The 21,460-nt window shown below is 68.7% G+C and carries 18 protein-coding genes and 1 tRNA gene; 8 read left to right on the forward strand and 11 right to left on the reverse strand.

The features are described from left to right. The 11 genes from GXP76_RS17895 to dnaA all read right to left on the reverse strand — a co-directional run. Window positions 1-1,228, reverse strand: a 1,228-nt coding sequence (locus GXP76_RS17895; protein WP_242572542.1) for a hypothetical protein, incomplete at its 3' end; no start/stop codon positions are given. Between the two features lie 250 nt (window positions 1,229-1,478). Beyond that, a complete protein-coding gene (locus GXP76_RS17900; protein ID WP_242572543.1) occupies window positions 1,479-1,613 on the reverse strand; it encodes a DLW-39 family protein in 135 nt (44 codons plus the stop codon). A 182-nt stretch (window positions 1,614-1,795) separates the two neighbouring features. Further along, window positions 1,796-1,869 (reverse strand) — tRNA-Ile (locus GXP76_RS17905). Window positions 1,870-1,985: 116 nt separating this feature from the next. Beyond that, window positions 1,986-2,627 (reverse strand): DUF3566 domain-containing protein, encoded by a 642-nt coding sequence (locus GXP76_RS17910; protein ID WP_242572544.1) that lies wholly within the window; start codon window positions 2,625-2,627, stop codon window positions 1,986-1,988. Window positions 2,628-2,715: 88 nt separating this feature from the next. Beyond that, entirely contained in the window at window positions 2,716-5,343 is a 2,628-nt protein-coding gene (gyrA, locus tag GXP76_RS17915) for a DNA gyrase subunit A (RefSeq protein WP_242572545.1), read from the reverse strand. Between the two features lie 53 nt (window positions 5,344-5,396). Next, on the reverse strand, window positions 5,397-7,475 hold the full coding sequence (gene gyrB, locus GXP76_RS17920; protein WP_308354159.1) for a DNA topoisomerase (ATP-hydrolyzing) subunit B: 2,079 nt from the start codon (window positions 7,473-7,475) through the stop codon (window positions 5,397-5,399). 536 nt (window positions 7,476-8,011) lie between these two features. Beyond that, window positions 8,012-8,638 carry a DUF721 domain-containing protein gene (locus GXP76_RS17925; protein ID WP_242572546.1) on the reverse strand — a complete coding sequence of 209 codons (627 nt, stop codon included), beginning with the start codon at window positions 8,636-8,638 and terminating at the stop codon, window positions 8,012-8,014. Then, entirely contained in the window at window positions 8,635-9,771 is a 1,137-nt protein-coding gene (gene recF, locus GXP76_RS17930) for a DNA replication/repair protein RecF (RefSeq protein ID WP_242572547.1), read from the reverse strand. Before recF ends, GXP76_RS17925 begins: the two co-directional genes overlap by 4 nt. A gap of 51 nt (window positions 9,772-9,822) precedes the next feature. Beyond that, on the reverse strand, window positions 9,823-10,758 hold the full coding sequence (gene gnd, locus GXP76_RS17935) for a phosphogluconate dehydrogenase (NAD(+)-dependent, decarboxylating) (RefSeq protein ID WP_242572548.1): 936 nt from the start codon (window positions 10,756-10,758) through the stop codon (window positions 9,823-9,825). A 159-nt stretch (window positions 10,759-10,917) separates the two neighbouring features. After that, window positions 10,918-12,048 (reverse strand): DNA polymerase III subunit beta, encoded by a 1,131-nt coding sequence (gene dnaN, locus GXP76_RS17940; RefSeq protein ID WP_242572562.1) that lies wholly within the window; start codon window positions 12,046-12,048, stop codon window positions 10,918-10,920. Window positions 12,049-12,936: 888 nt separating this feature from the next. After that, a complete protein-coding gene (dnaA, locus tag GXP76_RS17945; RefSeq protein ID WP_308354160.1) occupies window positions 12,937-14,769 on the reverse strand; it encodes a chromosomal replication initiator protein DnaA in 1,833 nt (610 codons plus the stop codon). A 360-nt stretch (window positions 14,770-15,129) separates the two neighbouring features. Between dnaA and rpmH the strand changes: the two genes are divergently transcribed. The 8 genes from rpmH to GXP76_RS17985 all read left to right on the forward strand — a co-directional run bounded on the left by rpmH (window position 15,130) and on the right by GXP76_RS17985 (window position 21,176). After that, the gene (gene rpmH / locus GXP76_RS17950; protein WP_014047156.1) at window positions 15,130-15,267 is read left to right on the forward strand and encodes a 50S ribosomal protein L34; all 138 of its coding nucleotides are present in this window, start codon (window positions 15,130-15,132) and stop codon (window positions 15,265-15,267) included. An 18-nt stretch (window positions 15,268-15,285) separates the two neighbouring features. Then, window positions 15,286-15,657 (forward strand): ribonuclease P protein component, encoded by a 372-nt coding sequence (rnpA, locus tag GXP76_RS17955; protein WP_242572549.1) that lies wholly within the window; start codon window positions 15,286-15,288, stop codon window positions 15,655-15,657. Continuing rightward, complete coding sequence (gene yidD / locus GXP76_RS17960) at window positions 15,654-16,019, forward strand: membrane protein insertion efficiency factor YidD (RefSeq protein WP_242572550.1); 366 nt, start codon at window positions 15,654-15,656, stop codon at window positions 16,017-16,019. Before rnpA ends, yidD begins: the two co-directional genes overlap by 4 nt. A gap of 3 nt (window positions 16,020-16,022) precedes the next feature. Next, entirely contained in the window at window positions 16,023-17,288 is a 1,266-nt protein-coding gene (gene yidC, locus GXP76_RS17965) for a membrane protein insertase YidC (RefSeq protein ID WP_242572551.1), read from the forward strand. A gap of 62 nt (window positions 17,289-17,350) precedes the next feature. Next, window positions 17,351-17,863 carry a R3H domain-containing nucleic acid-binding protein gene (locus GXP76_RS17970; RefSeq protein ID WP_023540257.1) on the forward strand — a complete coding sequence of 171 codons (513 nt, stop codon included), beginning with the start codon at window positions 17,351-17,353 and terminating at the stop codon, window positions 17,861-17,863. Between the two features lie 110 nt (window positions 17,864-17,973). Next, complete coding sequence (rsmG, locus tag GXP76_RS17975) at window positions 17,974-18,690, forward strand: 16S rRNA (guanine(527)-N(7))-methyltransferase RsmG (RefSeq protein ID WP_242572552.1); 717 nt, start codon at window positions 17,974-17,976, stop codon at window positions 18,688-18,690. 270 nt (window positions 18,691-18,960) lie between these two features. After that, window positions 18,961-20,037: a ParA family protein gene (locus GXP76_RS17980; RefSeq protein WP_277993507.1), complete on the forward strand. Its 1,077-nt coding sequence runs from the start codon at window positions 18,961-18,963 to the stop codon at window positions 20,035-20,037. After that, entirely contained in the window at window positions 20,034-21,176 is a 1,143-nt protein-coding gene (locus GXP76_RS17985; protein WP_242572553.1) for a ParB/RepB/Spo0J family partition protein, read from the forward strand. Before GXP76_RS17980 ends, GXP76_RS17985 begins: the two co-directional genes overlap by 4 nt. Window positions 21,177-21,460 lie beyond the last annotated feature (284 nt).

Below are 21,460 nucleotides of genomic sequence, written 5' to 3' on the forward strand. Positions count from 1 at the left end.
TGCCGCTGTCCTCGGCGTCGCGCGGGTTCTCCCCGGTGTCGGCCTGGTCCCGGTTCTCGTCCGACACGTTGAACTCCTCGGCCGGCCCGTCGTACTCCGGCCCGTCGATCGCCGAGCCCTCGACATCCACGCGCAACGTCAAGCCGTACGACTTCTGCCCGAACTTCTCGCCCACCTCGGGGTTGAGACTCACCCGCAGGTAGTACCAGCCCGCGAAGCGCATCGCCTTCTCGTGGGCGGCGGACTTGAAGCGGTTCCCGTAGAACACCGGTGGCGCCGGATCCGTCGACGTCGACTTCGCCTCGCCGTTGTACGACATCGTGTCGGTGCTGTCGACGAGCCCTCTCGCCGGGTTGTACACGGCGAGGGACATCGCTCCGGTCACGATGCCGTCCCCGTCCGAACCGCCCAGTTCCGCAGTGGCGAACAGCTGCTGCCCCCAGTCGACGGGCACCCGGTAGAAGAGCGATTCACCGGGTTCGATCCCCGCCGTCCACTCACCGCCGCCCAGGCTCGTGGCGGCGCTGAAGCCGGCGCCCCCCTCCCGCGGTTCGGACGTACCGGACGACTGCCCGGGGGAGACGGTCGGCCACTCCTCGGGCGCCTCGGCGGAGCCGCCGGCCTTCACCGGGGGCTCGGACAGGAACCGCAGTTCCAGCTCCCACGGTTCCTGCGAGGACGCCGGCTTCGACTCCCTCTCCACGATCACGTGGTACGTACCGGCCCCCCGACAGGCCCCGTACTTCTTGCCCGTGAGGGTCCGGGACACGGACGCTGTCAGCGGCTGGGGATAATCGCCCGTCGGCAGCACCCGGGCCTGCTCCGAGTCGCAGTCCTTGCCGTCGCCGTCCTCCATCCTGACCGTGATCTTGTCGCCGTAGTCCACCCGCGACTCCAGCCCGGGCACGGCGGTCACCGACACGTACGCGTTCTCCGCGCCGTCCAGGTCCAGCTGGTAGAAGAGCTTCTTGCCCGGTTCGATCGAATCGAGGTGCGTGGCGCCCTTGTCGAGCTGCCCCGCGTCGCCGGTGCCCGTCCCGCCCTCAAGACGCCCGGCGTCCTTGTCGAACTCGTACGCGGTCGGCCCCTCGGCCGCCGCCGCCGTGCCGGCCAGCCCGGGCAGACCGGCCGGGACCGGGCCTCCCGACGCCGCCGGCTGCGCCACCACCGCGCACATCGCCGCCGCCGCGACCAGCGCGGCCCGGCCCCTGCTGCGCAGCCTCTTCACGAGCTTCCCCTTGTCGTCCGGCGGCCCCGCCGCCCACCACCAACAGCCCGCCCATCCTGCCCCGCCGGTCCGGCCCCTGTCTGCGCGGGCAGCCGATCCGTGACGCCCTCACCACCCGCCACCGGAACCGAAATTTCACAAAAGCAACCAAATCGTTCGCTCAGGCGAACTCACCGCCGGACTCCCCTCACGACAGCGCGAAGCCCCGGCCGTCTCGACGACCGGGGCTTCGCGTACCGACTACTGGGTCTCAGATACCCGAACCTGCGGGCACGGAGTCGGTCGCCTCCGTCCACAGATCCTGCTCGGCGCGATCCGCCTGGATCTGGCGGTACACGAGGAGCCCGCCGATGGCGGCCAGTGCGACCAGGAGAAGCTTCTTCACCGCGCGACCTCGTCTTTCCTTGTCTTAGGGGCCTTCTGGCGCCCGACTATACACACCGGCCGATACCGATCGGTGACCTACATGCGCCCCCAACTCGGGGGCCACGACGACCAGTCAACACCCATGTGAAACAAAGCGATCCGCCCGGACAGAAGGCTCTCTGTCCGGGCGGATCGGCGCTGTGGGGCTAACAGGATTTGAACCTGTGGCCTCATCCTTATCAGGGATGCGCTCTAACCAACTGAGCTATAGCCCCGCGCTGCCCCTGAAGATTAGCGCACTCCAGGGCCAGTCCCAAAATCGATACCGGGGCCACGCTCTTCCCCGCCCGTCCGCCGTCCGGCCCCCTGTCGAGCCTGGTGGAAGGGCGTCCTACTCGTCCTCGGCCAGCGTCAACTCGACGCCCCCCACGAAGCCCGCGGACAGGTTGTAGATGAACGAACCGAGCGTGGCCAGGGCGGTCGCGAGCACCACGTCGATCACGGCGATCACCGACGTGAAGATGAGCACGCGCGGCAGCGAGAGGAAAGACTGGAGGTCGAAGCCGTTGCTCTCGTTCGAGCCCGTCGCCTCACTGATCGTCCCGCCCACCGTCGAGAAGACTCCCATCGCGTCCATGACCATCCACAGCACCGCCGCCGCGATGACCGTGCACACGCCGAGCGCGATGGAGAGCAGGAAACTGACCTTCATCACCGACCACGGGTCGGCCTTCGCCACCCGCAGCCGCGCCTTGCGCGTGCGCGGTGTCGTACGCGCGCCCGTGCGCGGCAGTCGCACGCCCGCGGGCTGCCGGGCGCCGCCCTGATGTGTCTGTCCCGGCCCCACGCCCTGCCCCTGCCCCTGTCCTTGGCCAACCTGGACATGCGGCTGCGCCTGCTGCTGTCCGCCCTGTGTCCCCCCGCCCTGCGGCGTCGGATACGCCTGTGGCGGGTGGTACGGCTGCGCCGCCTGCTGCGGCTGCTCGGATCCGTACGTCTCGTAAGGGGGCTGCTGCCCCCGGGTGCCGGTCACCGTTACCCCCTGGGAGTCCGTGGCAGGGCCACGGGCACCTTTCCCTCCGGAATCGGCCGATCCGGCGCCCGTGGCTCCACTCACGCTTCTACTCCTCGTGCTCCGCTACCGAGGGCTGGGTGCCCTCAGCTTCCTCGGCAGGCGTGGCCGCGACGGTCGCCGGCTCGTCACCGGCATCATCGCCGACGACTCCTTCGACCTCTTCAGCCTCACGACCGGCCTCGGCATTACGAGCGATGCCGACGACGGCATCGCGCTTGCCCAGGTTGATCAGTTGGACACCCATCGTGTCACGGCCCGTCTCCCTGACTTCGTTGACTCGCGTACGAATCACACCGCCGCCCAGGGTGATGGCGAGGATCTCGTCCGTCTCCTCCACCACCAGCGCACCGACCAGCGACCCGCGGTCCTCCACGATCTTCGCGGCCTTGATACCGAGGCCGCCACGTCCTTGAACGCGATACTCGTCGACGTTGGTCCGCTTCGCGTAACCGCCGTCGGTAGCAGTGAACACGAACGTACCGGGCCTGACGACATTCATCGAGAGCAGTTCGTCCCCTTCGCGGAAACTCATCCCCTTCACACCTGATGTCGCACGCCCCATCGGGCGCAGCGCGTCGTCCGTCGCGGTGAACCGGATCGACTGCGCCTTCCTGCTGATGAGCAGCAGATCGTCCTCGGCCGACACCAGTTCGGCGCCGATGAGCTCGTCGTCCGCCCCCGTGTCCGTCTCACGGAGGTTGATCGCGATCACACCGCCGGAGCGGGGTGAGTCGTAATCCTTCAGAGACGTCTTCTTCACGAGGCCGGCCTTCGTCGCCAGCACCAGATACGGCGCCGCCTCGTAGTCCCGTACGGCGAGGATCTGCGCGATCTTCTCGTCCGGCTGGAACGCCAGGAGGTTGGCCACGTGCTGGCCGCGCGCGTCCCGGCCGGCGTCGGGCAGCTCGTACGCCTTCGCCCGGTACACCCGGCCCTTGTTGGTGAAGAAGAGCAGCCAGTGGTGCGTCGTCGACACGAAGAAGTGGTCCACGATGTCGTCCGACTTGAGCTTCGTGCCGCGCACGCCCTTGCCGCCGCGCTTCTGCGAGCGGTAGTCGTCCGTCTTCGTACGCTTCACATAGCCGCCACGCGAGATGGTGACGACGATGTCCTCCTCGGCGATCAGGTCCTCGATGGACATGTCACCGTCGAAGGGCACCAGCTTGGAGCGCCGGTCGTCACCGAACTTGTCGACGATGACGGCCAGTTCCTCGCTGACGATCTGCCGCTGCCGCTCGGGCGAGGCGAGGATCGCGTTGTACTCGTTGATCTTCGCCTGGAGCTCGTCGTGCTCGGCGACGATCTTCTGCCGCTCCAGCGCCGCCAGCCGGCGCAGCTGCATCTCCAGGATCGCGTTCGCCTGGATCTCGTCGATCGACAGCAGCTCCATCAGGCCGCCGCGCGCGGTCTCGACGGTGTCGCTGCGCCGGATCAGCGCGATGACCTCGTCGATCGCGTCCAGCGCCTTGAGCAGACCACGCAGGATGTGCGCGCGCTCCTCGGCCTTGCGCAGCCGGAACTTGGTGCGCCGGACGATGACCTCGATCTGGTGCGTCACCCAGTGCCGGATGAACGCGTCGATCGACAGTGTGCGCGGCACACCGTCCACCAGCGCCAGCATGTTCGCGCCGAAGTTCGTCTGCAGGTCGGTGTGCTTGTACAGGTTGTTCAGCACGACCTTGGCGACCGCGTCGCGCTTGAGCACGACCACCAGGCGCTGTCCCGTACGCGAGGACGTCTCGTCGCGGACGTCGGCGATGCCGCCGACCTTGCCGTCCTTCACCAGGTCGGCGATCTTCTGCGCGAGGTTGTCGGGGTTGGTCTGGTACGGCAGCTCCGTGACGACCAGGCACTGCCGGTTCTGGATCTCCTCGACCGCGACGACCGCGCGCATCGTGATCGAGCCACGGCCCGTGCGGTACGCCTCCTCGATGCCCCGGCGGCCGACGACCAGCGCGCCGGACGGGAAGTCGGGGCCCTTGATGCGCTCGATCAGCGCGTCCAGCAGCTCCTCGTGCGAGGCGTCCGGGTGCTCCAGCGCCCACTGCGCGCCCGCGGCGACTTCCCGCAGGTTGTGCGGCGGGATGTTGGTGGCCATACCGACGGCGATGCCGGCGGAGCCGTTGATCAGCAGGTTCGGGAAGCGCGCCGGCAGGACCGTCGGCTCCTGGTTGCGGCCGTCGTAGTTGTCCGTGAAGTCGACGGTCTCCTCGTCGATGTCCCGGAGCATCTCCATCGACTGCGGCATCAGCTTGCACTCGGTGTACCGCATGGCGGCGGCCGGGTCGTTGCCGGGAGAGCCGAAGTTGCCGTTGGAGTCCACCAGCGGCATCCGCATCGACCACGGCTGCGCGAGGCGGACCAGCGCGTCGTAGATCGAGGAGTCGCCGTGCGGGTGGTAGGTGCCCATGACGTCACCGACGACGCGGGCGCACTTGTAGAAGCCCTTCTCGGGCCGGTACCCGCCGTCGTACATCGCGTACAGCACCCGGCGGTGTACGGGCTTCAGACCGTCCCGTACGTCGGGCAGCGCGCGCGACACGATGACGGACATCGCGTAGTCGAGATACGAGCGCTGCATCTCCGTCTCGAGCCCCACGGGCTCGACACGCATGCCCACACCTTCGACGGCGGGCACCTCTTCGGGCATCACAGGAGTGTTCTCGTCGGCCATTGCTGGTCAAAGTTCCTTTCGGCCATTTCGATGGCGGTCAGCGGGAGGCCGACTCAGATGTCGAGGAAGCGGACGTCCTTGGCGTTGCGCTGGATGAACGAGCGCCGGGCCTCGACGTCCTCACCCATCAGCACCGAGAACAGGTCGTCGGCCTGCGCCGCGTCGTCGAGCGTGACCTGGCCGAGCACACGGTGGTCGACGTCCATCGTCGTGATGCGCAGTTCCTCGGCGTTCATCTCACCGAGGCCCTTGAAGCGCTGGATCGAGTCTTCCTTGATCCGCTTGCCGTTCTGCTTCCCCAGCTCCACCAGGGCGTCGCGCTCCCGGTCGGAGTAGGCGTACTCGAAGTCGTCCCGGCCCCACTTGATCTTGTACAGCGGGGGGCGCGACAGATAGACGTACCCGGCCTCGACCAGCGGGCGCATGAAGCGGAAGAGGAAGGTCAGCAGCAGCGTGTTGATGTGCTGGCCGTCGACGTCGGCGTCCGCCATCAGGATGATCTTGTGATAGCGGAGCTTCTCGATGTCGAAGTCCTCGTGCACGCCGGTGCCGAACGCCGAGATCAGCGCCTGCACCTCGGTGTTCTGGAGGATCTTGTCGATCCGCGCCTTCTCGACGTTCAGGATCTTTCCGCGGATCGGCAGAATGGCCTGATACTGCGGGTTGCGGCCGGACTTGGCACTGCCGCCGGCCGAGTCGCCCTCGACGATGAAGATCTCGCACTTGGCCGGGTCGTTCGACTGGCAGTCACTGAGCTTGCCGGGCAGCGACGCCGACTCCAGCAGGCCCTTGCGACGGGTCAGGTCGCGCGCCTTGCGGGCCGCGACCCGCGCCGTGGCCGCCTGGATCGCCTTGCGGATGATGTCGGCCGCCTCATTGGGATGCCGGTCGAACCAGTCCGTCAGGTGCTCGTGCACGATCTTCTGTACGAAGGTCTTCGCCTCCGTGTTGCCGAGCTTGGTCTTCGTCTGGCCCTCGAACTGCGGCTCGCCCAGCTTCACCGAGATGATCGCCGTCAGACCCTCGCGGATGTCCTCGCCCGCCAGGTTGTCGTCCTTCTCGCGCAGGAACTTCTTCTCGCGCGCGTAGCGGTTGACCAGGCCGGTCATCGCCGCGCGGAAGCCCTCCTCGTGCGTACCGCCCTCATGCGTGTGGATCGTGTTCGCGAAGGAGTACACACCCTCGCTGTACTGCGAGTTCCACTGCATCGCGATCTCCACCGAGAGCATCCGCTCCTTGTCCTCGGCATCGATGTCGATGACCGTGGGGTGGATCAGCTCTCCCTTGCGGGAGTTCAGGTACTTCACGAAGTCGACGATGCCGCCTTCGTAGAAGTACGTCACGCTGCGCACCGGCTCCTCGCCGGCGGACGCGGCGGCGTCCGTGCCCGCGACGTCGGCGCCCACGACGGCCTTCGCCGACTCGCGCTCGTCGGTCAGCTTCAGGGTCAGGCCCTTGTTGAGGAAGGCCATCTCCTGGAAGCGCCGCGACAGCGTCTCGAAGGAGTACTCCGTCGTCTCGAAGACGTCGGGGTCCGCCCAGAAGGTGACCGTCGTGCCCGACTCGTCCGTCGCCTCGTTGCGCGCCAGCGGCGCCGTCGGCACCCCGAGCTTGTAGTCCTGCGTCCAGCGGTAGCCGTCGGTCTTGACCTCGACGGCGACCTTCGTCGACAGCGCGTTCACCACGGAGACACCCACGCCGTGCAGACCGCCGGAGACGGAGTAGCCGCCGCCGCCGAACTTGCCGCCCGCGTGCAGCACCGTCAGCACGACCTCGACGGCCGGCTTGCCCTCGGACGGGACGATGCCCACGGGGATGCCGCGGCCGTTGTCGACCACGCGCACGCCGCCGTCGGCGAGGATCGTGACGTCGATGGTGTCCGCGTGCCCGGCCAGAGCCTCGTCGACGGAGTTGTCGACGACCTCGGTCACCAGGTGATGAAGCCCACGTTCACCGGTCGAGCCGATGTACATACCGGGACGCTTACGGACCGCGTCCAGGCCCTCCAGCACCGTGATGGCACTGGCGTTGTACGAGGCCGTTACCTCGCCGTTCTCACCAGTGGCTACGGACGGAGTCTTCTCGTTGGGGTTGCCGGAATCGGCCACGAAGCGCCCTTTCTGGCACAGCACAGGCCGTTCTCCGGGCAGGCGGGAGCGGCTGCGTCGTTCGGCTTGCGACAGTGTTTGACAGTCTTGTTAGGCGAGTCCCGCCTGCGAGGCGGGATTCTTCATCAGTCTACCGGTAGCGGCGACCCGAATGGGGGTTTGCAGGTACCTGAGTCCGCATGTGCCGCCCTGAACCGGCGGCTGCCGACTCCCCATATTCGGGAAGGGGCTCCAAGAGGCTCACACCGGCTTTGAGCGCTTCGGGCTGTCAACCGGCGGCTACGGTGCGGGATACCTCACCCTCCGTCGACGTACGACGAGGTCACGACGCCCTGCCAAGAGGCCCGGAGTGACGGGGTGGCACAGGTGTGAAGTAAGGCCCCTGGAGGGGCTGTTGGGGCTCTGACGGCGCCCCGCTGAGCCCGTCGGGAGCGGCCGCGGAGAGCGGGAGCGGGGCCGGAAGCGGCGGTGGGCCTGCGCCCGGCCGTACGGGGCTGCGGGGGGGGCTTACGGGCCTACGCCTGCGGGAGCCGTACGCGCCCGGTGCCGGGCGCCCGTGCTCAGCCGTACGTGTCCCCCGGACCCTTGCTGCCGGGCGCCCGCAGCGCGCCGAAGCGCCGTGCCGGACCGCCCGGGCCACGCACCTTGATCACCTTCACCGTGCCGTGGCCCAGGTCCTCGTTCAGCCGGGCCACCAGGCGCGGGGCCAGCAGCCGCAGCTGCGTCGCCCAGGCAGTCGAGTCGCAGAGCACCGTCAGGATCCGCTCGTCCTCCTCGTACCGCTCGGGCACGCAGTGATTGGCCAGGTCCTCGCCGACGATCTGCGGCCAGCGGCCCATCACACCGCCCACGGCGGCGGGAGTCTCCCAGCCACGCTCGGTGATCAGCCGGTTGATCGCGGCGCCCAGCGAGAGCGGATCGCGGCCGTCGGCCCCGGAACCCGAGCGCAGACCGCCGCCCCGGCGGGCCTGCTTCTTCTGCTGCGCCGCCGCGCCACGGGCCCGCGCCTGCTCCTTCGCCGCCCGCAGCGCGACCCGGGCCAGATCGACACCCGACGACTCGACGGGCGCCGGCGCGGCCTGATCGGGCACGGCCGACAGCCGCGCGCTCCCGGCGGCCGGATCGGACGGCGCGGCAGACGCGCCGCCGCTCCTCGCGGGCCGCTCCGGCCCCTCGGGGCCCCTCATGTCCGCTCCACCGTGCCGCCGGCCACCGTGAACCGCACCCCGGCCAGAACGCCCGGCACGTCGTCGTCCACCGCGGCCGTCACCAGCACCTGCTCGCCCGGCGCCACCAGCTCCGCCAGCCGCTCCCGGCGCCGCGCGTCCAGCTCCGCGAAGACGTCGTCGAGGACCAGCAACGGCTCGTTGCCCTCGGCACGCAGCAGATCGTAGGAGGCCAGCCGCAGAGCGAGCGCGTACGACCAGGACTCGCCGTGGCTCGCGTACCCCTTGGCCGGCAACTGGCCGAGCTTCAGAAGCAGTTCGTCCCGGTGCGGACCCACCAGCGTGACCCCCCGCTCGATCTCCTGCTTGCGTGTCCCCGCCAGCGCCTCCATCAGCCGCGCGAACAGCTCCTCGCGGGAACGCGGCACCTCCCCGCCCTCGGACCCGGCGGAGGAGGAACGGTACTCCAGCGCCACCGGACCGCCACCGGGCGCCAGTTGCTCGTACGCCTTGTCCGTCAGCGGCTGCAGCGTCTCGATCAGATCCAGCCGCCGGGCCAGCAACTCCGCGCCCACCTGGGCCAGATGCTGGTCCCACACGTCGAGTGTGGAGAGATCCATTCCGCGCCCGCCGTGCCGCCTCGCCATCGCCGCGGACTTCAGCAGGGTGTTGCGCTGCTTGAGCACCCGGTCGTAGTCGGAGCGGACGCCCGCCATGCGCGGGGAGCGCGCCGTGATCAGCTCATCGAGGAAGCGCCGGCGCTCACCGGGATCGCCCTTCACCAGCGCCAGGTCCTCCGGCGCGAAGAGCACCGTCCGCACTATCCCCAGCACGTCACGCGGTCTGACCTGCGAGGACCTGTTGATCCTGGCCCTGTTCGCACGGCCCGGGTTGAGTTCGAGCTCGACCAGCTGCGAGCGCTCGCCCTGGGTGACGGCGGCCCGGATCACCGCGCGCTCGGCGCCCATCCGCACCAGCGGGGTGTCGGAGGAGACCCGGTGACTGCCGAGCGAGGCGAGATAGCCGACGGCCTCGACCAGATTGGTCTTCCCCTGCCCGTTCGCCCCCACGAACGCGGTGACGCCCGGATCGAGCGGGACCTCGATCCGGGCGTACGAGCGGAAGTCGGCCAGCGAGAGATGCGTGACATGCATGGAGCTGCGCCGACCTCCCCGCTCTGGCGCCGCCGCGTGTGCGAACGGCTGCTACTTGTTCTTGGGACCGGCCGGCTTGACGGGCTTACCGGGCTTGCCCGGCGTGCTCTCGTCCGCCTGCTCGACCGCGTGACCACCGAACTGGTTGCGCAGCGCGGCGACCATCTTCATCTGCGGCGAGTCGTCCTGCCGGGACGCGAACCGGGCGAACAGCGACGCCGTGATCGCCGGCAGCGGCACCGCGTGGTCGATGGCGGCCTCGACCGTCCACCGGCCCTCGCCCGAGTCGTCGGCGTAACCCCGGAGGGCGTCCAGGTGCTCGTCGCCGTCCAGCGCGTTGACCGCCAGGTCCAGCAGCCAGGAACGGATGACCGTACCGTCCTGCCAGGAGCGGAAGACCTCGCGGACGTCGGTGACCGAGTCGACCTTCTCCAGCAGCTCCCAGCCCTCGGCGTAGGCCTGCATCATGGCGTACTCGATGCCGTTGTGGACCATCTTGGCGAAGTGGCCGGCGCCGACCTTGCCCGCGTGGACGGAGCCGCGGTCGCCCTCCGGCTTGAGGGCGTCGAAGATCGGCTGGACCTTCGCCACGTGGTCGGCGTCGCCGCCGTACATCAGCGCGTAGCCGTTCTGGAGGCCCCAGACGCCGCCGGAGACACCGCAGTCGACGAAGCCGATGCCCTTGATCCCGAGCTCCACGGCGTGCTTCTCGTCGTCCGTCCAGCGCGAGTTGCCGCCGTCCACGACCACGTCGCCGGGTGACAGCAGTCCCGACAGCTCGTCGATCGTGGACTGCGTCGCCGCACCGGAGGGGACCATCACCCAGACGACCCGGGGGCCCTTGAGCTTGCTCACCAGCTCTTCGAGGCTGTGGACGTCCGCGACGTCCGCGTTCCGGTCGTATCCGATGACGGTGTGGCCTGCGCGGCGGATGCGCTCGCGCATGTTGCCGCCCATCTTGCCGAGGCCGACGAGACCGAGCTCCATCAATGGTTCCTTAAGCGTTGAGCCGACAATCGTTCGGGCGCGGGGCGGGCGGCGACAGTGCCGCGGCCCCGGCCCGAGCCTACGCCGGGCCCGGTGGGACGGCTCGGTGACACCGCCCCGGCCGTCGGCGGCGCACCGACGGCCCGGCGGTGTACGTGATCAGCCCGACAGCCGCACCGGCATGATCAGGTACTTGTAGGCGTCGTCGGCCTCGGCGTCCAGCGCCGGCTTTCCGCTGAGGAGCGCCGGCTTGGTGGAGGTCGTGAAGGAGAGCTGGGCGACCGGCGAGTCGATGGCGCTGAGGCCGTCGAGCAGGAACGTCGGGTTGAAGGCGATCGAGATGTCGTCGCCGTCGAGCTTCGCGTCGACCCTCTCCACAGCCTGTGCGTCGTCGCTGGAACCGGCTTCGAGGATGAGCACGCCCTGCTCGAAGCTGAGCCGCACGGGGGTGTTGCGCTCGGCGACCAGCGCCACGCGCTTGACGGCCTCGACGAACGGCGCCGTCTCGATCACCGCGACCGAGTTGAACTCCGTCGGGAACAGCGTCCGGTACTTCGGGAGGTCGCCTTCGAGCAGCCGCGTGGTCGTCCGCCGGCCCGCGCCCTCGAATCCGATCAGCCCCTCGCCCGCGCCGGAGCCCGACAGCGCCAGAGTGACCGTGTCGCCGCTGGTGAGAGCCTTGGCGGTGTCCAGGAGCGTCTTGGCGGGCACCAGGGCGACCGCGGAGATGTCGGCGACCTCCGGCTTCCACAGGAAGTCGCGGACCGCGAAGCGGTAGCGGTCGGTGGAGGCGAGGGTGACGGTGTCGCCCTCGATCTCGATCCGTACGCCGGTGAGCACCGGGAGCGTGTCGTCGCGGCCCGCGGCGATGGCGACCTGGGCGGCGGCGGAGGCGAAGACCTCACCGGGGACGGTGCCGGTGGCGGTCGGCATCTGCGGCAGTGCCGGGTACTCGTCCACAGGCAGTGTGTGCAGGGTGAACCGGGAGGAGCCGCAGACCACCGTGGCCCGTACACCGTCTGTGGAGATCTCCACCGGACGGTTGGGGAGGGCGCGGCAGATGTCGGCGAGCAGCCGGCCGGAGACGAGGACGGTGCCGTCCTCCTCGACCTCGGCGTCCACCGAGACCCGGGCCGAGACCTCGTAGTCGAAGCTGGAGAAGCTGAGCGCGCCTTCCTCGGCCTTCAGCAGCAGGCCCGCAAGAACGGGGGCCGGAGGACGGGCCGGGAGGCTGCGGGCCACCCAGGCCACCGCCTCCGCCAGTACATCGCGCTCCACCCGGATCTTCACCGGAACCGCCTCCTGCTGTTGCTGACTCGCCCTGCCGGCCTTCTTCGTCGTCGGCATGAGCTCACTCCGCCATGGGCAGGGTGAGGTTGCCGGGGACCAGTCTGACGTACGGCACCGACACTCGGTGCTGCTCGGGGTCAAGTCACGACAACCGGCCGGGTGCGGTCCGGCGTCGAGTTGTGCACAGCACCCACTTCCAAACGGATTCCCAGGTAACTCCAGGTGTTAGTAGTAGTAGGGCCTGTGGATTCCGTGGATAACGTCGTTTTCCCAGGTCAGGCCCAGTTTTTTGTCCACCGGCCCTGTGGGCGCCGACGGTGGACAACCCCGTCGCTCTGTGGACGGCCGAAAGTTCTGCACAGCCGGTGCACAGGACACCCCGACTTCTCCCCAGGGTCGTCCCCAGCTTTTCCGGCGTTCCCCACAGGGTCCGGGACAACCTCGGTGTGACGCCTTTCACTCGACACGGTGAACAGTCGTGTTCCGTTGCCGAACAGTGGACAGCGGTGTGGAGAAGCGGGGTGAAGCTGTGGGCAACGGGCCGCTGCCTGTGGGCCGCCGGTGGACAACCGGACCTCGCTCCTGTGGGCGAGAAAACTGTCCACAGGCTGTGGAGGAGAGTTGGCCACAAATCCCCAGGGGTCTGACCTGGCAAGATCCAATTCCGGTCGGCCCGCCTGTGGACGCAGTCTGGACAACTTATCGATCCCCAGGGTGTGGACGGGAGATGGGGCCGTTCTCTGTGGAGAAGCGGCCCGCGACGACCCGTATTCGAACAGCGGTTGAGCGCGTGTCGTGTCCCGATCACCCGCCGGACATGCCGAAGGGCGCCCCGGGACGGTGTCCCGAAGCGCCCGAGGGCCGGCCGTGAGGCGTTCGCCTGCCGCGTCAGCCGTTCTTGATGCGGTTGGTGAGTTCCGTGACCTGGTTGTAGATGGAGCGCCGCTCGGCCATCAGCGCGCGGATCTTCCGGTCCGCGTGCATCACGGTCGTGTGGTCCCGGTTGCCGAACTGCGCGCCGATCTTGGGCAGCGAGAGGTCGGTCAGCTCACGGCAGAGGTACATCGCGATCTGGCGGGCCGTCACCAGCACCCGGCTGCGCGACGAACCGCAGAGGTCCTCCACGGTCAGCCCGAAGTAGTCCGCCGTCGCCGCCATGATGGCGCCCGCGGTGATCTCGGGGGCCGAGTCCTCGCCGCCCGGGATGAGGTCCTTGAGCACGATCTCGGTCAGCCCGAGGTCCACCGGCTGCCGGTTGAGGGAGGCAAACGCCGTCACCCGGATCAGCGCGCCCTCCAGTTCGCGGATGTTGCGCGAGATCCGCGAGGCGATGAACTCCAGTACCTCGGGCGGCGCGTTCAGCTGCTCCTGCACCGCCTTCTTACGGAGGATCGCGATACGCGTCTCCAGCTCCGGCGGCTGCACGTCGGTGGTCAGGCCCCACTCGAAGCGGTTGCGCAGCCGGTCCTCCAGGGTGATCAGCTGCTTGGGCGGCCGGTCCGAGGACAGCACGATCTGCTTGTTGGCGTTGTGGAGCGTGTTGAAGGTGTGGAAGAACTCCTCCTGCGTCGACTCCTTGCTGGCCAGGAACTGGATGTCGTCGACGAGCAGGATGTCGACGTCCCGGTAGCGCTTGCGGAAGGTGTCGCCCTTGCCGTCGCGGATGGAGTTGATGAACTCGTTGGTGAACTCCTCCGAGCTCACGTAACGCACCCGCGTGCCGGGATAGAGGCTGCGCGCGTAGTGGCCGATGGCGTGCAGCAGGTGCGTCTTGCCCAGTCCGGACTCGCCGTAGATGAAGAGCGGGTTGTACGCCTTGGCCGGCGCCTCGGCGACGGCGACGGCCGCGGCGTGCGCGAACCGGTTGGACGCTCCGATGACGAAGGTGTCGAAGAGGTACTTGGGGTTCAGGCGCGCGTGGTGCTCACCGGGTCCCGGCGGCGGCGACGCCTGCGCGCCGAGCGGCCCGGTCGGCCCGCCCCGGCCGACGTGCCGCGACTGCTGCGGGTCCAGGTCGTGCCGCTCGGGGCGCTGCTGCTCGTACGGCCGGCTCTCCGGTGACTGCGGCTGCGGCCGGTAGTCGTGTTGGGGCTGCTGCGGGCGCGCGGTCGCGTACGGGTCACGGTCGTGGAAGCCGCCGAGCCGCTGCTGCTGCCAGGACAGGTCCTCCTGCGTCCGCGGCCAGGCCCCGGGGTCGGGGCGCTGCTGCTGGTAGTCGGGGTACGCGGGCCTGGCCGTCGGCATGCCGTCGTCGTCGGAGCGGCGGCCGTAGGGGTGGTAACCGCCGTCCGGGCGCATGTCGTCGTGCCGGGAGTCGTCCGGACGCGGGTCGTCGTGCCTCGGGTCGTCGTGGCGGGGGTCCCGGTGGTCCCGGTGGTCCCGGTCACGCCCCTCGTCGTGCTGCGAGTTCTGGTAGCGGTTCTGCTGAGGCAGCGGGGCGGGCTCGCCCGCCGAGTCGTCGACGGTGATGGCGATACGGATCGGCCGGCCGCACTCGCGGCTCAGGGTCTCGCTGATGAGCGGGGCGAGGCGGCCTTCGAGAACCCGCTTGCCCCACTCGTTGGGCACGGCGAGCAGGGCCGTGTCGGCCACCAGGGCGAGCGGCTGGCAGCGCTCGATCCACTGTTTGTCCTTGGGCTCGACTCCCTGCTGGCCCTCCCTGAGGAGTTGCTCCAGCACTCGTGGCCACACTGCGGCAAGATCGGCAGGTACGTCAGCCACAGGGCACGCTCTCTCGCTGGTCCCACGAATGTGTGGTTCTCGGGACGGGGTGGGAGGACCGGCGGAAAAGAAGCCGGAGTTCGGTCACGGTAGTCAGGCCGACCCACGCGGTTCAAGTTGTTGTCCACAGGCTGTGCATAATGGAACGTGGCAGCTGGCTGGTTTGACCGTATGGCGTAGCCGCGCGTACCGTGACCAGGTCGAGTTGTCGATGGCTGCTGCCGCCTGCCTCCGATGGGCAAGGATCACGATCCGTGGTCGTGAAGCGGTGCACTCGGGCGTAATCGCGAGCTACTCGTGGGCGCACGGTGACAGCCAGGCGATTTGCCGCCTTCCCACCATCATTTCTGGAGCCCCCGAGTGAGCAAGCGCACCTTCCAGCCGAACAACCGTCGTCGTGCCAAGACCCACGGCTTCCGGCTCCGCATGCGCACCCGTGCCGGCCGCGCGATTCTCGCGAACCGCCGTGGCAAGGGTCGCGCCAACCTGTCCGCCTGATCGTCTACAGGTTATGACGTGCTGCCTACCGAGAATCGGCTGAGGCGGCGCGAGGATTTCGCGACCGCGGTACGGCGGGGACGCCGGGCCGGACGCCCGCTTCTTGTCGTACATCTACGCAGCGGTTCTACGGGCCCGCACGCGCCGGGGGAGAGTGATCCCCCGACGCGGGCGGGTTTCGTCGTAAGCAAAGCCGTCGGCGGAGCCGTCGTACGGACGCGGGTGAAGCGGAGACTCCGCCATCTCATACGCGATCGGCTGCCCCGGCTGGCCCCCGGTAGCCTGGTTGTCGTACGAGCGCTGCCCGGTGCGGGCGACGCCGACCATGCACAGCTGGCCCGAGACCTGGATGCCGCTCTTGAGCGGCTGCTGGGAGGGGGCGCGCGATGAAGTACCCGCTGCTGGCTCTGATCAAGCTGTACCAGTGGACGATCAGCCCGTTGCTCGGGCCCGTCTGCCGGTACTACCCGTCGTGTTCCCACTACGGCTACACGGCCATCGACCGGCACGGCGCGATCAAGGGCACCGGTCTGACGGCCTGGCGCATTCTGCGGTGCAATCCGTGGTCGCCAGGCGGTGTGGACCATGTCCCACCGCGCAAGCGCCCGCGGTGGCATGAACTGCTGCGCAACGCGTGGCGCGGCACCAAGGGCGGGCAATCCGCCGCCGGCGTGCCTTCCGGGGGTTCGGCCTCGGCCACCGAAACCCCGAGTCCGGCCGCAGAGACCTCGTCCAATGCTCAAGGAGCTTGATTAGTGGACACGATTGCCAGTTTTTTCAGTTTCATCACCACGCCCGTCTCCTGGATCATCGTCCAGTTCCACAGTGTGTACGGGGCGATCTTCGGCCCCGACACGGGCTGGGCCTGGGGACTGTCCATCGTGTCCCTCGTGGTCCTGATCCGGATCTGTCTGATCCCGCTGTTCGTCAAGCAGATCAAGTCGACCCGGAACATGCAGGTCCTTCAGCCCAAGATGAAGGCCATCCAGGAGCGCTACAAGAACGACAAGCAGCGCCAGTCCGAAGAGATGATGAAGCTGTACAAGGAGACGGGCACCAACCCGCTCTCCTCGTGCCTTCCCATCCTGGCGCAGTCACCGTTCTTCTTCGCCCTGTACCACGTGCTCTCCAGCATCGCCTCGGGCAAGACGGTCGGCGTCATCAACCAGTCGCTGCTCGACAGCGCGCGCCAGGCGCACATCTTCGGGGCCCCGCTCGCGGCCAAGTTCACGGACAGCGCCGACAAGGTCGCCACCCTGGACGCGACGCTGACCTCCGTACGCATCGTCACCGCGGTCATGATCGTCCTGATGTCGGCGTCGCAGTTCTACACGCAGCGCCAGCTGATGACGAAGAACGTCGACCTGACGGTCAAGACGCCGTACATGCAGCAGCAGAAGATGCTCATGTACATCTTCCCCGTGATCTTCATGGTCATGGGCATCAACTTCCCCGTCGGTGTCCTCGTCTACTGGCTGACCACCAACGTGTGGACCATGGGCCAGCAGATGTACGTGATCAACCAGAACCCGACTCCGGGCAGCAAGGCCCAGGACCAGTACCTCCAGCGGCTGCTCAAGGGCATCACCACGCACAGCGAGGTCCGCTCCAAGCGCAGGCGCAACATCGTCTCGGCGATCGTGGCCAAGGGCCCCGACCGCAACGACAACGAGCGCAAGTTCATCAACAGCCTCTCGAAGAGCGGTCTTGTCGCACAGGCCGACGGCACCGTGATCAAGGGTGAGGCACTGCCCGAGAGCGAGTCGCACGCGGCGAAGCGCCAGCAGCCCAAGCGCCAGCCCAAGTCGAAGCGGCAGGCGGGCGGTCAGCAGACGGCGCCGAAGACCGCGGGAGCGAAGCCTTCCGACGCCACCGACGAGGCGCCCAAGACGTCGTTGCAGAAGGACGAGCCACAGGACGGCCAGCCCAAGCCGGCGCGCAAGACCGGTAACGGGGCCGCACGGGCGAAGTCCGGGCCGCGCAAGGGCCAGCAGCGGCCCAAGCACCCGACCAAGAAGTAAGCGCAGCGCCCCGAAGCCCGTAGCCAGCCTGTAGTAGGCCCGTAGCAAGAAGGAGTCCATCCGTGTCGGAAGGCACCATCTCCGCCGCCGCCGAGGGTAGCGACACCCTCACCCGTCTTGAGCAGGAAGGGGAGATCGCGGCCGACTATCTCGAAGGTCTGCTCGACATCGCCGACCTGGACGGCGACATCGACATGGACGTCGAGGCCGACCGGGCCGCGGTCTCGATCATCAGTGATGTGAGCGGCCGTGATCTGCAGAAGCTCGTCGGACGGGACGGCGAGGTCCTCGAAGCGCTTCAGGAGCTGACGCGGCTGGCGGTGCACCGGGAGACCGGCGACCGCAGCAGGCTCATGCTGGACATCGGCGGCTTCCGGGCGAAGAAGCGCACGGAGCTCGCCGAGCTGGGCGCCAAGACGGCCGACGAGGTGAAGAGCACCGGTGAGCCGGTGAAGCTGAACCCCATGACGCCCTTCGAGCGCAAGGTCGTGCACGACGCCGTCGCGGCGGCCGGACTGCGCAGTGAGTCCGAGGGCGAGGAGCCGCAGCGCTTCGTCGTCGTGCTCCCTGCCTGAGCGTTCTCTCGGTTCTCGGCCCCGTCTGTCCACAGGCGGGGCCGAACTTTGTCAGCGAGACAGTGACCATGAGCCACGGTCCGGTGGTTCAGAACGGAAGGACGGTTCCCGTGACGGAAGCAGAAGAGCTTCCCCCCGCGCCCGAAGAGGCCAGGACGGTGTTCGGCGACGCCTTCCCGGCGGCCGTCCGGTACGCGAAGCTCCTCGCTGACGCGGGGGTCACCCGCGGCCTCATCGGCCCGCGCGAGGTGCCCCGGCTCTGGGAGCGGCACCTGATGAACTGCGCGGTGCTCTCCGAGGTCGTGCCCGAGGGCGTGAGCGTCTGTGACGTCGGCTCCGGAGCGGGGCTGCCGGGGATTCCTCTGGCGCTGGTGCGGCCGGACCTGCGGATCACCCTCCTGGAACCGCTGCTGCGGCGGACGAACTTCCTCCAGGAAGTCGTCGAGCTGCTGGGCCTGGACCATGTGACGGTCGTACGTGGGCGCGCCGAGGAAGTGCTCGGTACGCTCCAGCCCGTCCATGTGGTGACGGCCCGCGCCGTGGCGCCGCTGGACCGGCTGGCCGGCTGGGGCGTACCGCTGCTGCGCCCGTACGGAGAGATGCTGGCACTCAAGGGGGACACCGCTGAGGAGGAGCTGAAGGGCGCCAGGGCGGCCCTGAGTAAGCTCGGCGTGATCGACTCCTCGGTCCTGCGCGTCGGTGAGGGGCTGGTGGATCCGCCCGCCACGGTGGTGCGGGCCGAGGTCGGCGAGAGCCCGGGCGGGGTGCGGTTCGCCACCAAGCGCGCCAAGGCCGCCCGAGCGGACCGGGCGCGCCGCCGCCGGTGACGTCCGGAGCATCGCCGGTGAGGTCGGCCGGTGATGCTCCATCGAAGCAGGCAAGACCATCCACTGCGGAGTGTCGTGGCGGTCCAGCCCTGCGGCGAGTGCATCGTGTTTCACGTGAAACGTCGCTCACTGCTGCAGGGCATTATCGGCCGAGGCCGCGCCGCTCCCGCACCGCGGGGCAAGAAACCCCTCGTAAGGGGTACAGGGTTGGCCACAGATATGGATTCATCCACAGAACCACGGGCCTCGCTGGTTCATGACCCCGAAAGCATGGCAGGCTCTTCCCATTGCGAGCCTGAAGTCGAGGAGAGTGAATCCTTGCGGTCCGACGCCAACATCGCGGGACCGATGACCGATCCGGTCCCCGGCCCCCGTTCCGAGTCGTCGGGCGGCGATGTTTCACGTGAAACATCACCGCCCCCGATCGACGACACCCCCATCGGCCGTGCAGCCCAGCTGGCCGTGGAGGCACTGGGTCGCGCCGGTGAGGGCCTGCCACGCCCCGACCAGACGCGGGTCATGGTCGTCGCCAACCAGAAGGGCGGCGTCGGCAAGACCACGACCACGGTCAACCTCGCCGCCTCACTCGCGCTCCACGGCGCGCGGGTCCTGGTGGTCGACCTCGATCCACAGGGCAACGCCTCCACGGCGCTCGGGATCGACCACCACGCCGAAGTCCCCTCCATCTACGACGTCCTGGTGGAGAGCAAGCCGCTCTCCGAGGTGGTCCAGCCTGTCGTGGACGTCGAGGGTCTCTTCTGCGCGCCCGCCACCATCGATCTCGCCGGTGCGGAGATCGAGCTGGTGTCGCTGGTCGCGCGGGAGAGCCGGCTTCAGCGCGCGATCGAGGCGTACGAGCAGCCGCTGGACTACATCCTGATCGACTGTCCGCCGTCGCTCGGCCTGCTGACCGTCAACGCGTTGGTCGCGGGCGCCGAGGTGCTGATCCCCATCCAGTGCGAGTACTACGCGCTCGAAGGGCTGGGGCAGTTGATCCGGAACGTGGACCTGGTGCGGGCGCATCTGAACCCCACCCTGCATGTGTCCACGATCCTGCTCACCATGTACGACGGCCGGACCCGGCTCGCCTCCCAGGTGGCGGACGAGGTGCGCGGTCACTTCGGTGAGGAGGTGCTGCGGACGAGCATCCCTCGGTCGGTGCGCATCTCGGAGGCGCCGAGCTACGGGCAGACGGTACTGACCTATGATCCGGGTTCCAGCGGCTCGTTGTCGTACCTCGAAGCCGCTCGTGAAATCGCCCTGCGTGGGGTCGGCATGAGCTATGACGTCAAGCATGCCCACGCGATCGGCAACAGTCAGCAGAGCATTTCGGAGGGGACGCAGTGAGCGACCGACGTAGAGGTTTGGGGCGCGGGCTCAATGCGCTGATCCCCCCTGCTCCACAGGAGAAGCAGGCGTCGTCCTCCGGGGACGCCCCCTCCTCGGGATCCGCGGCGGTGATGACGGCCGAGCGTGGTGTCGCCGCGGCCAAGGTGGCGACGCTGCCGCAGTCGGCCGCGCCGACCGCGGCGGAGATTCCCGCCCAGGACACCCCGGCCCCGGCCGAGGTGTCCCCGCCGGAGGGCGTGTACTTCGCCGAAGTACCGATGGACTACATCACGCCCAACCCCCGGCAGCCCCGGGAGGTGTTCGACGAGGACGCTCTCGCCGAACTGGTCACCTCCATCAAGGAGGTGGGGCTGCTCCAGCCCATCGTCGTACGGCAGTTGGGGCCGGAGCGCTTCGAGCTCATCATGGGCGAACGGCGCTGGAGGGCCTGCCGGGAAGCCGGTCTGGAGGCCATTCCGGCGATCGTCCGGGCCACCGAGGACGAGAAGCTGCTCCTGGACGCGCTCCTGGAGAACCTCCACCGCGCACAGCTGAATCCGCTGGAAGAGGCCATGGCCTACGACCAGTTGCTCAAGGACTTCCACTGCACGCACGATCAGCTGGCCGACCGGATCGGGCGCTCGCGCCCGCAGGTCTCCAACACCCTCCGGCTGCTGCGGCTCTCCCTTCCGGTACAGCGCAGGGTCGCGGCCGGAGTGCTGTCGGCCGGGCACGCCAGGGCGCTGCTCTCGGTGGACGACTCAGACGAGCAGGACCGGCTCGCCCATCGAATCGTGGCCGAAGGGCTCTCCGTACGCGCGGTCGAGGAAATCGTGACCCTCATGGGCTCACGGCCGAAGAGCGCGGCACGGCAGAAGGGCCCCCGGGCCGGTGCCCTGCCGTCGCCGGCGCTGAACGATCTGGCCTCCCGGCTGTCGGACCGCTTCGAGACCCGGGTGAAGGTCGACCTCGGTCAGAAGAAGGGGAAGATCACCGTCGAGTTCGCCTCGCTGGTCGATCTGGAGCGCATCCTCGGCACTCTCGCTCCGGGTGAGGGGCGGGTGCTGGAGAGCGGGCTCGCCGACTCCGAGGACGACGACGCCGACGGCGAGAGCGGCCCTGACCGGTCGAACGGTCTGGAGCCGGACGAGCGCTGAGGTTCGGCACACCGCCATCGGGGCGGGCCTTGTCCGGTGCGTACCGGAACACGGCCCGCCCTTTGCCGTCCTCCGGTGTGCGAGGCACCTCTGGGTGGATACGATGCGTTCTGGTATGGCGCATCCACCTTGATCCACCTCAGAGGAAGGGCGGGGCCATGCATGTGGTGAGCCGCAGCCGGCTGGTCTCCGCCGGACTCGGTCTGGGGGTCGTCGGCGGTTTCGTCGGCAGCCTGCTTCGGGAGCGCAGTGCTCTGTCCGCGGCTCGTGACGCGGCAGGCGCA

It is taken from the genome of Streptomyces sp. NP-1717 (genome assembly GCF_022695985.1).
In the GTDB taxonomy this organism is placed as follows: domain Bacteria; phylum Actinomycetota; class Actinomycetes; order Streptomycetales; family Streptomycetaceae; genus Streptomyces.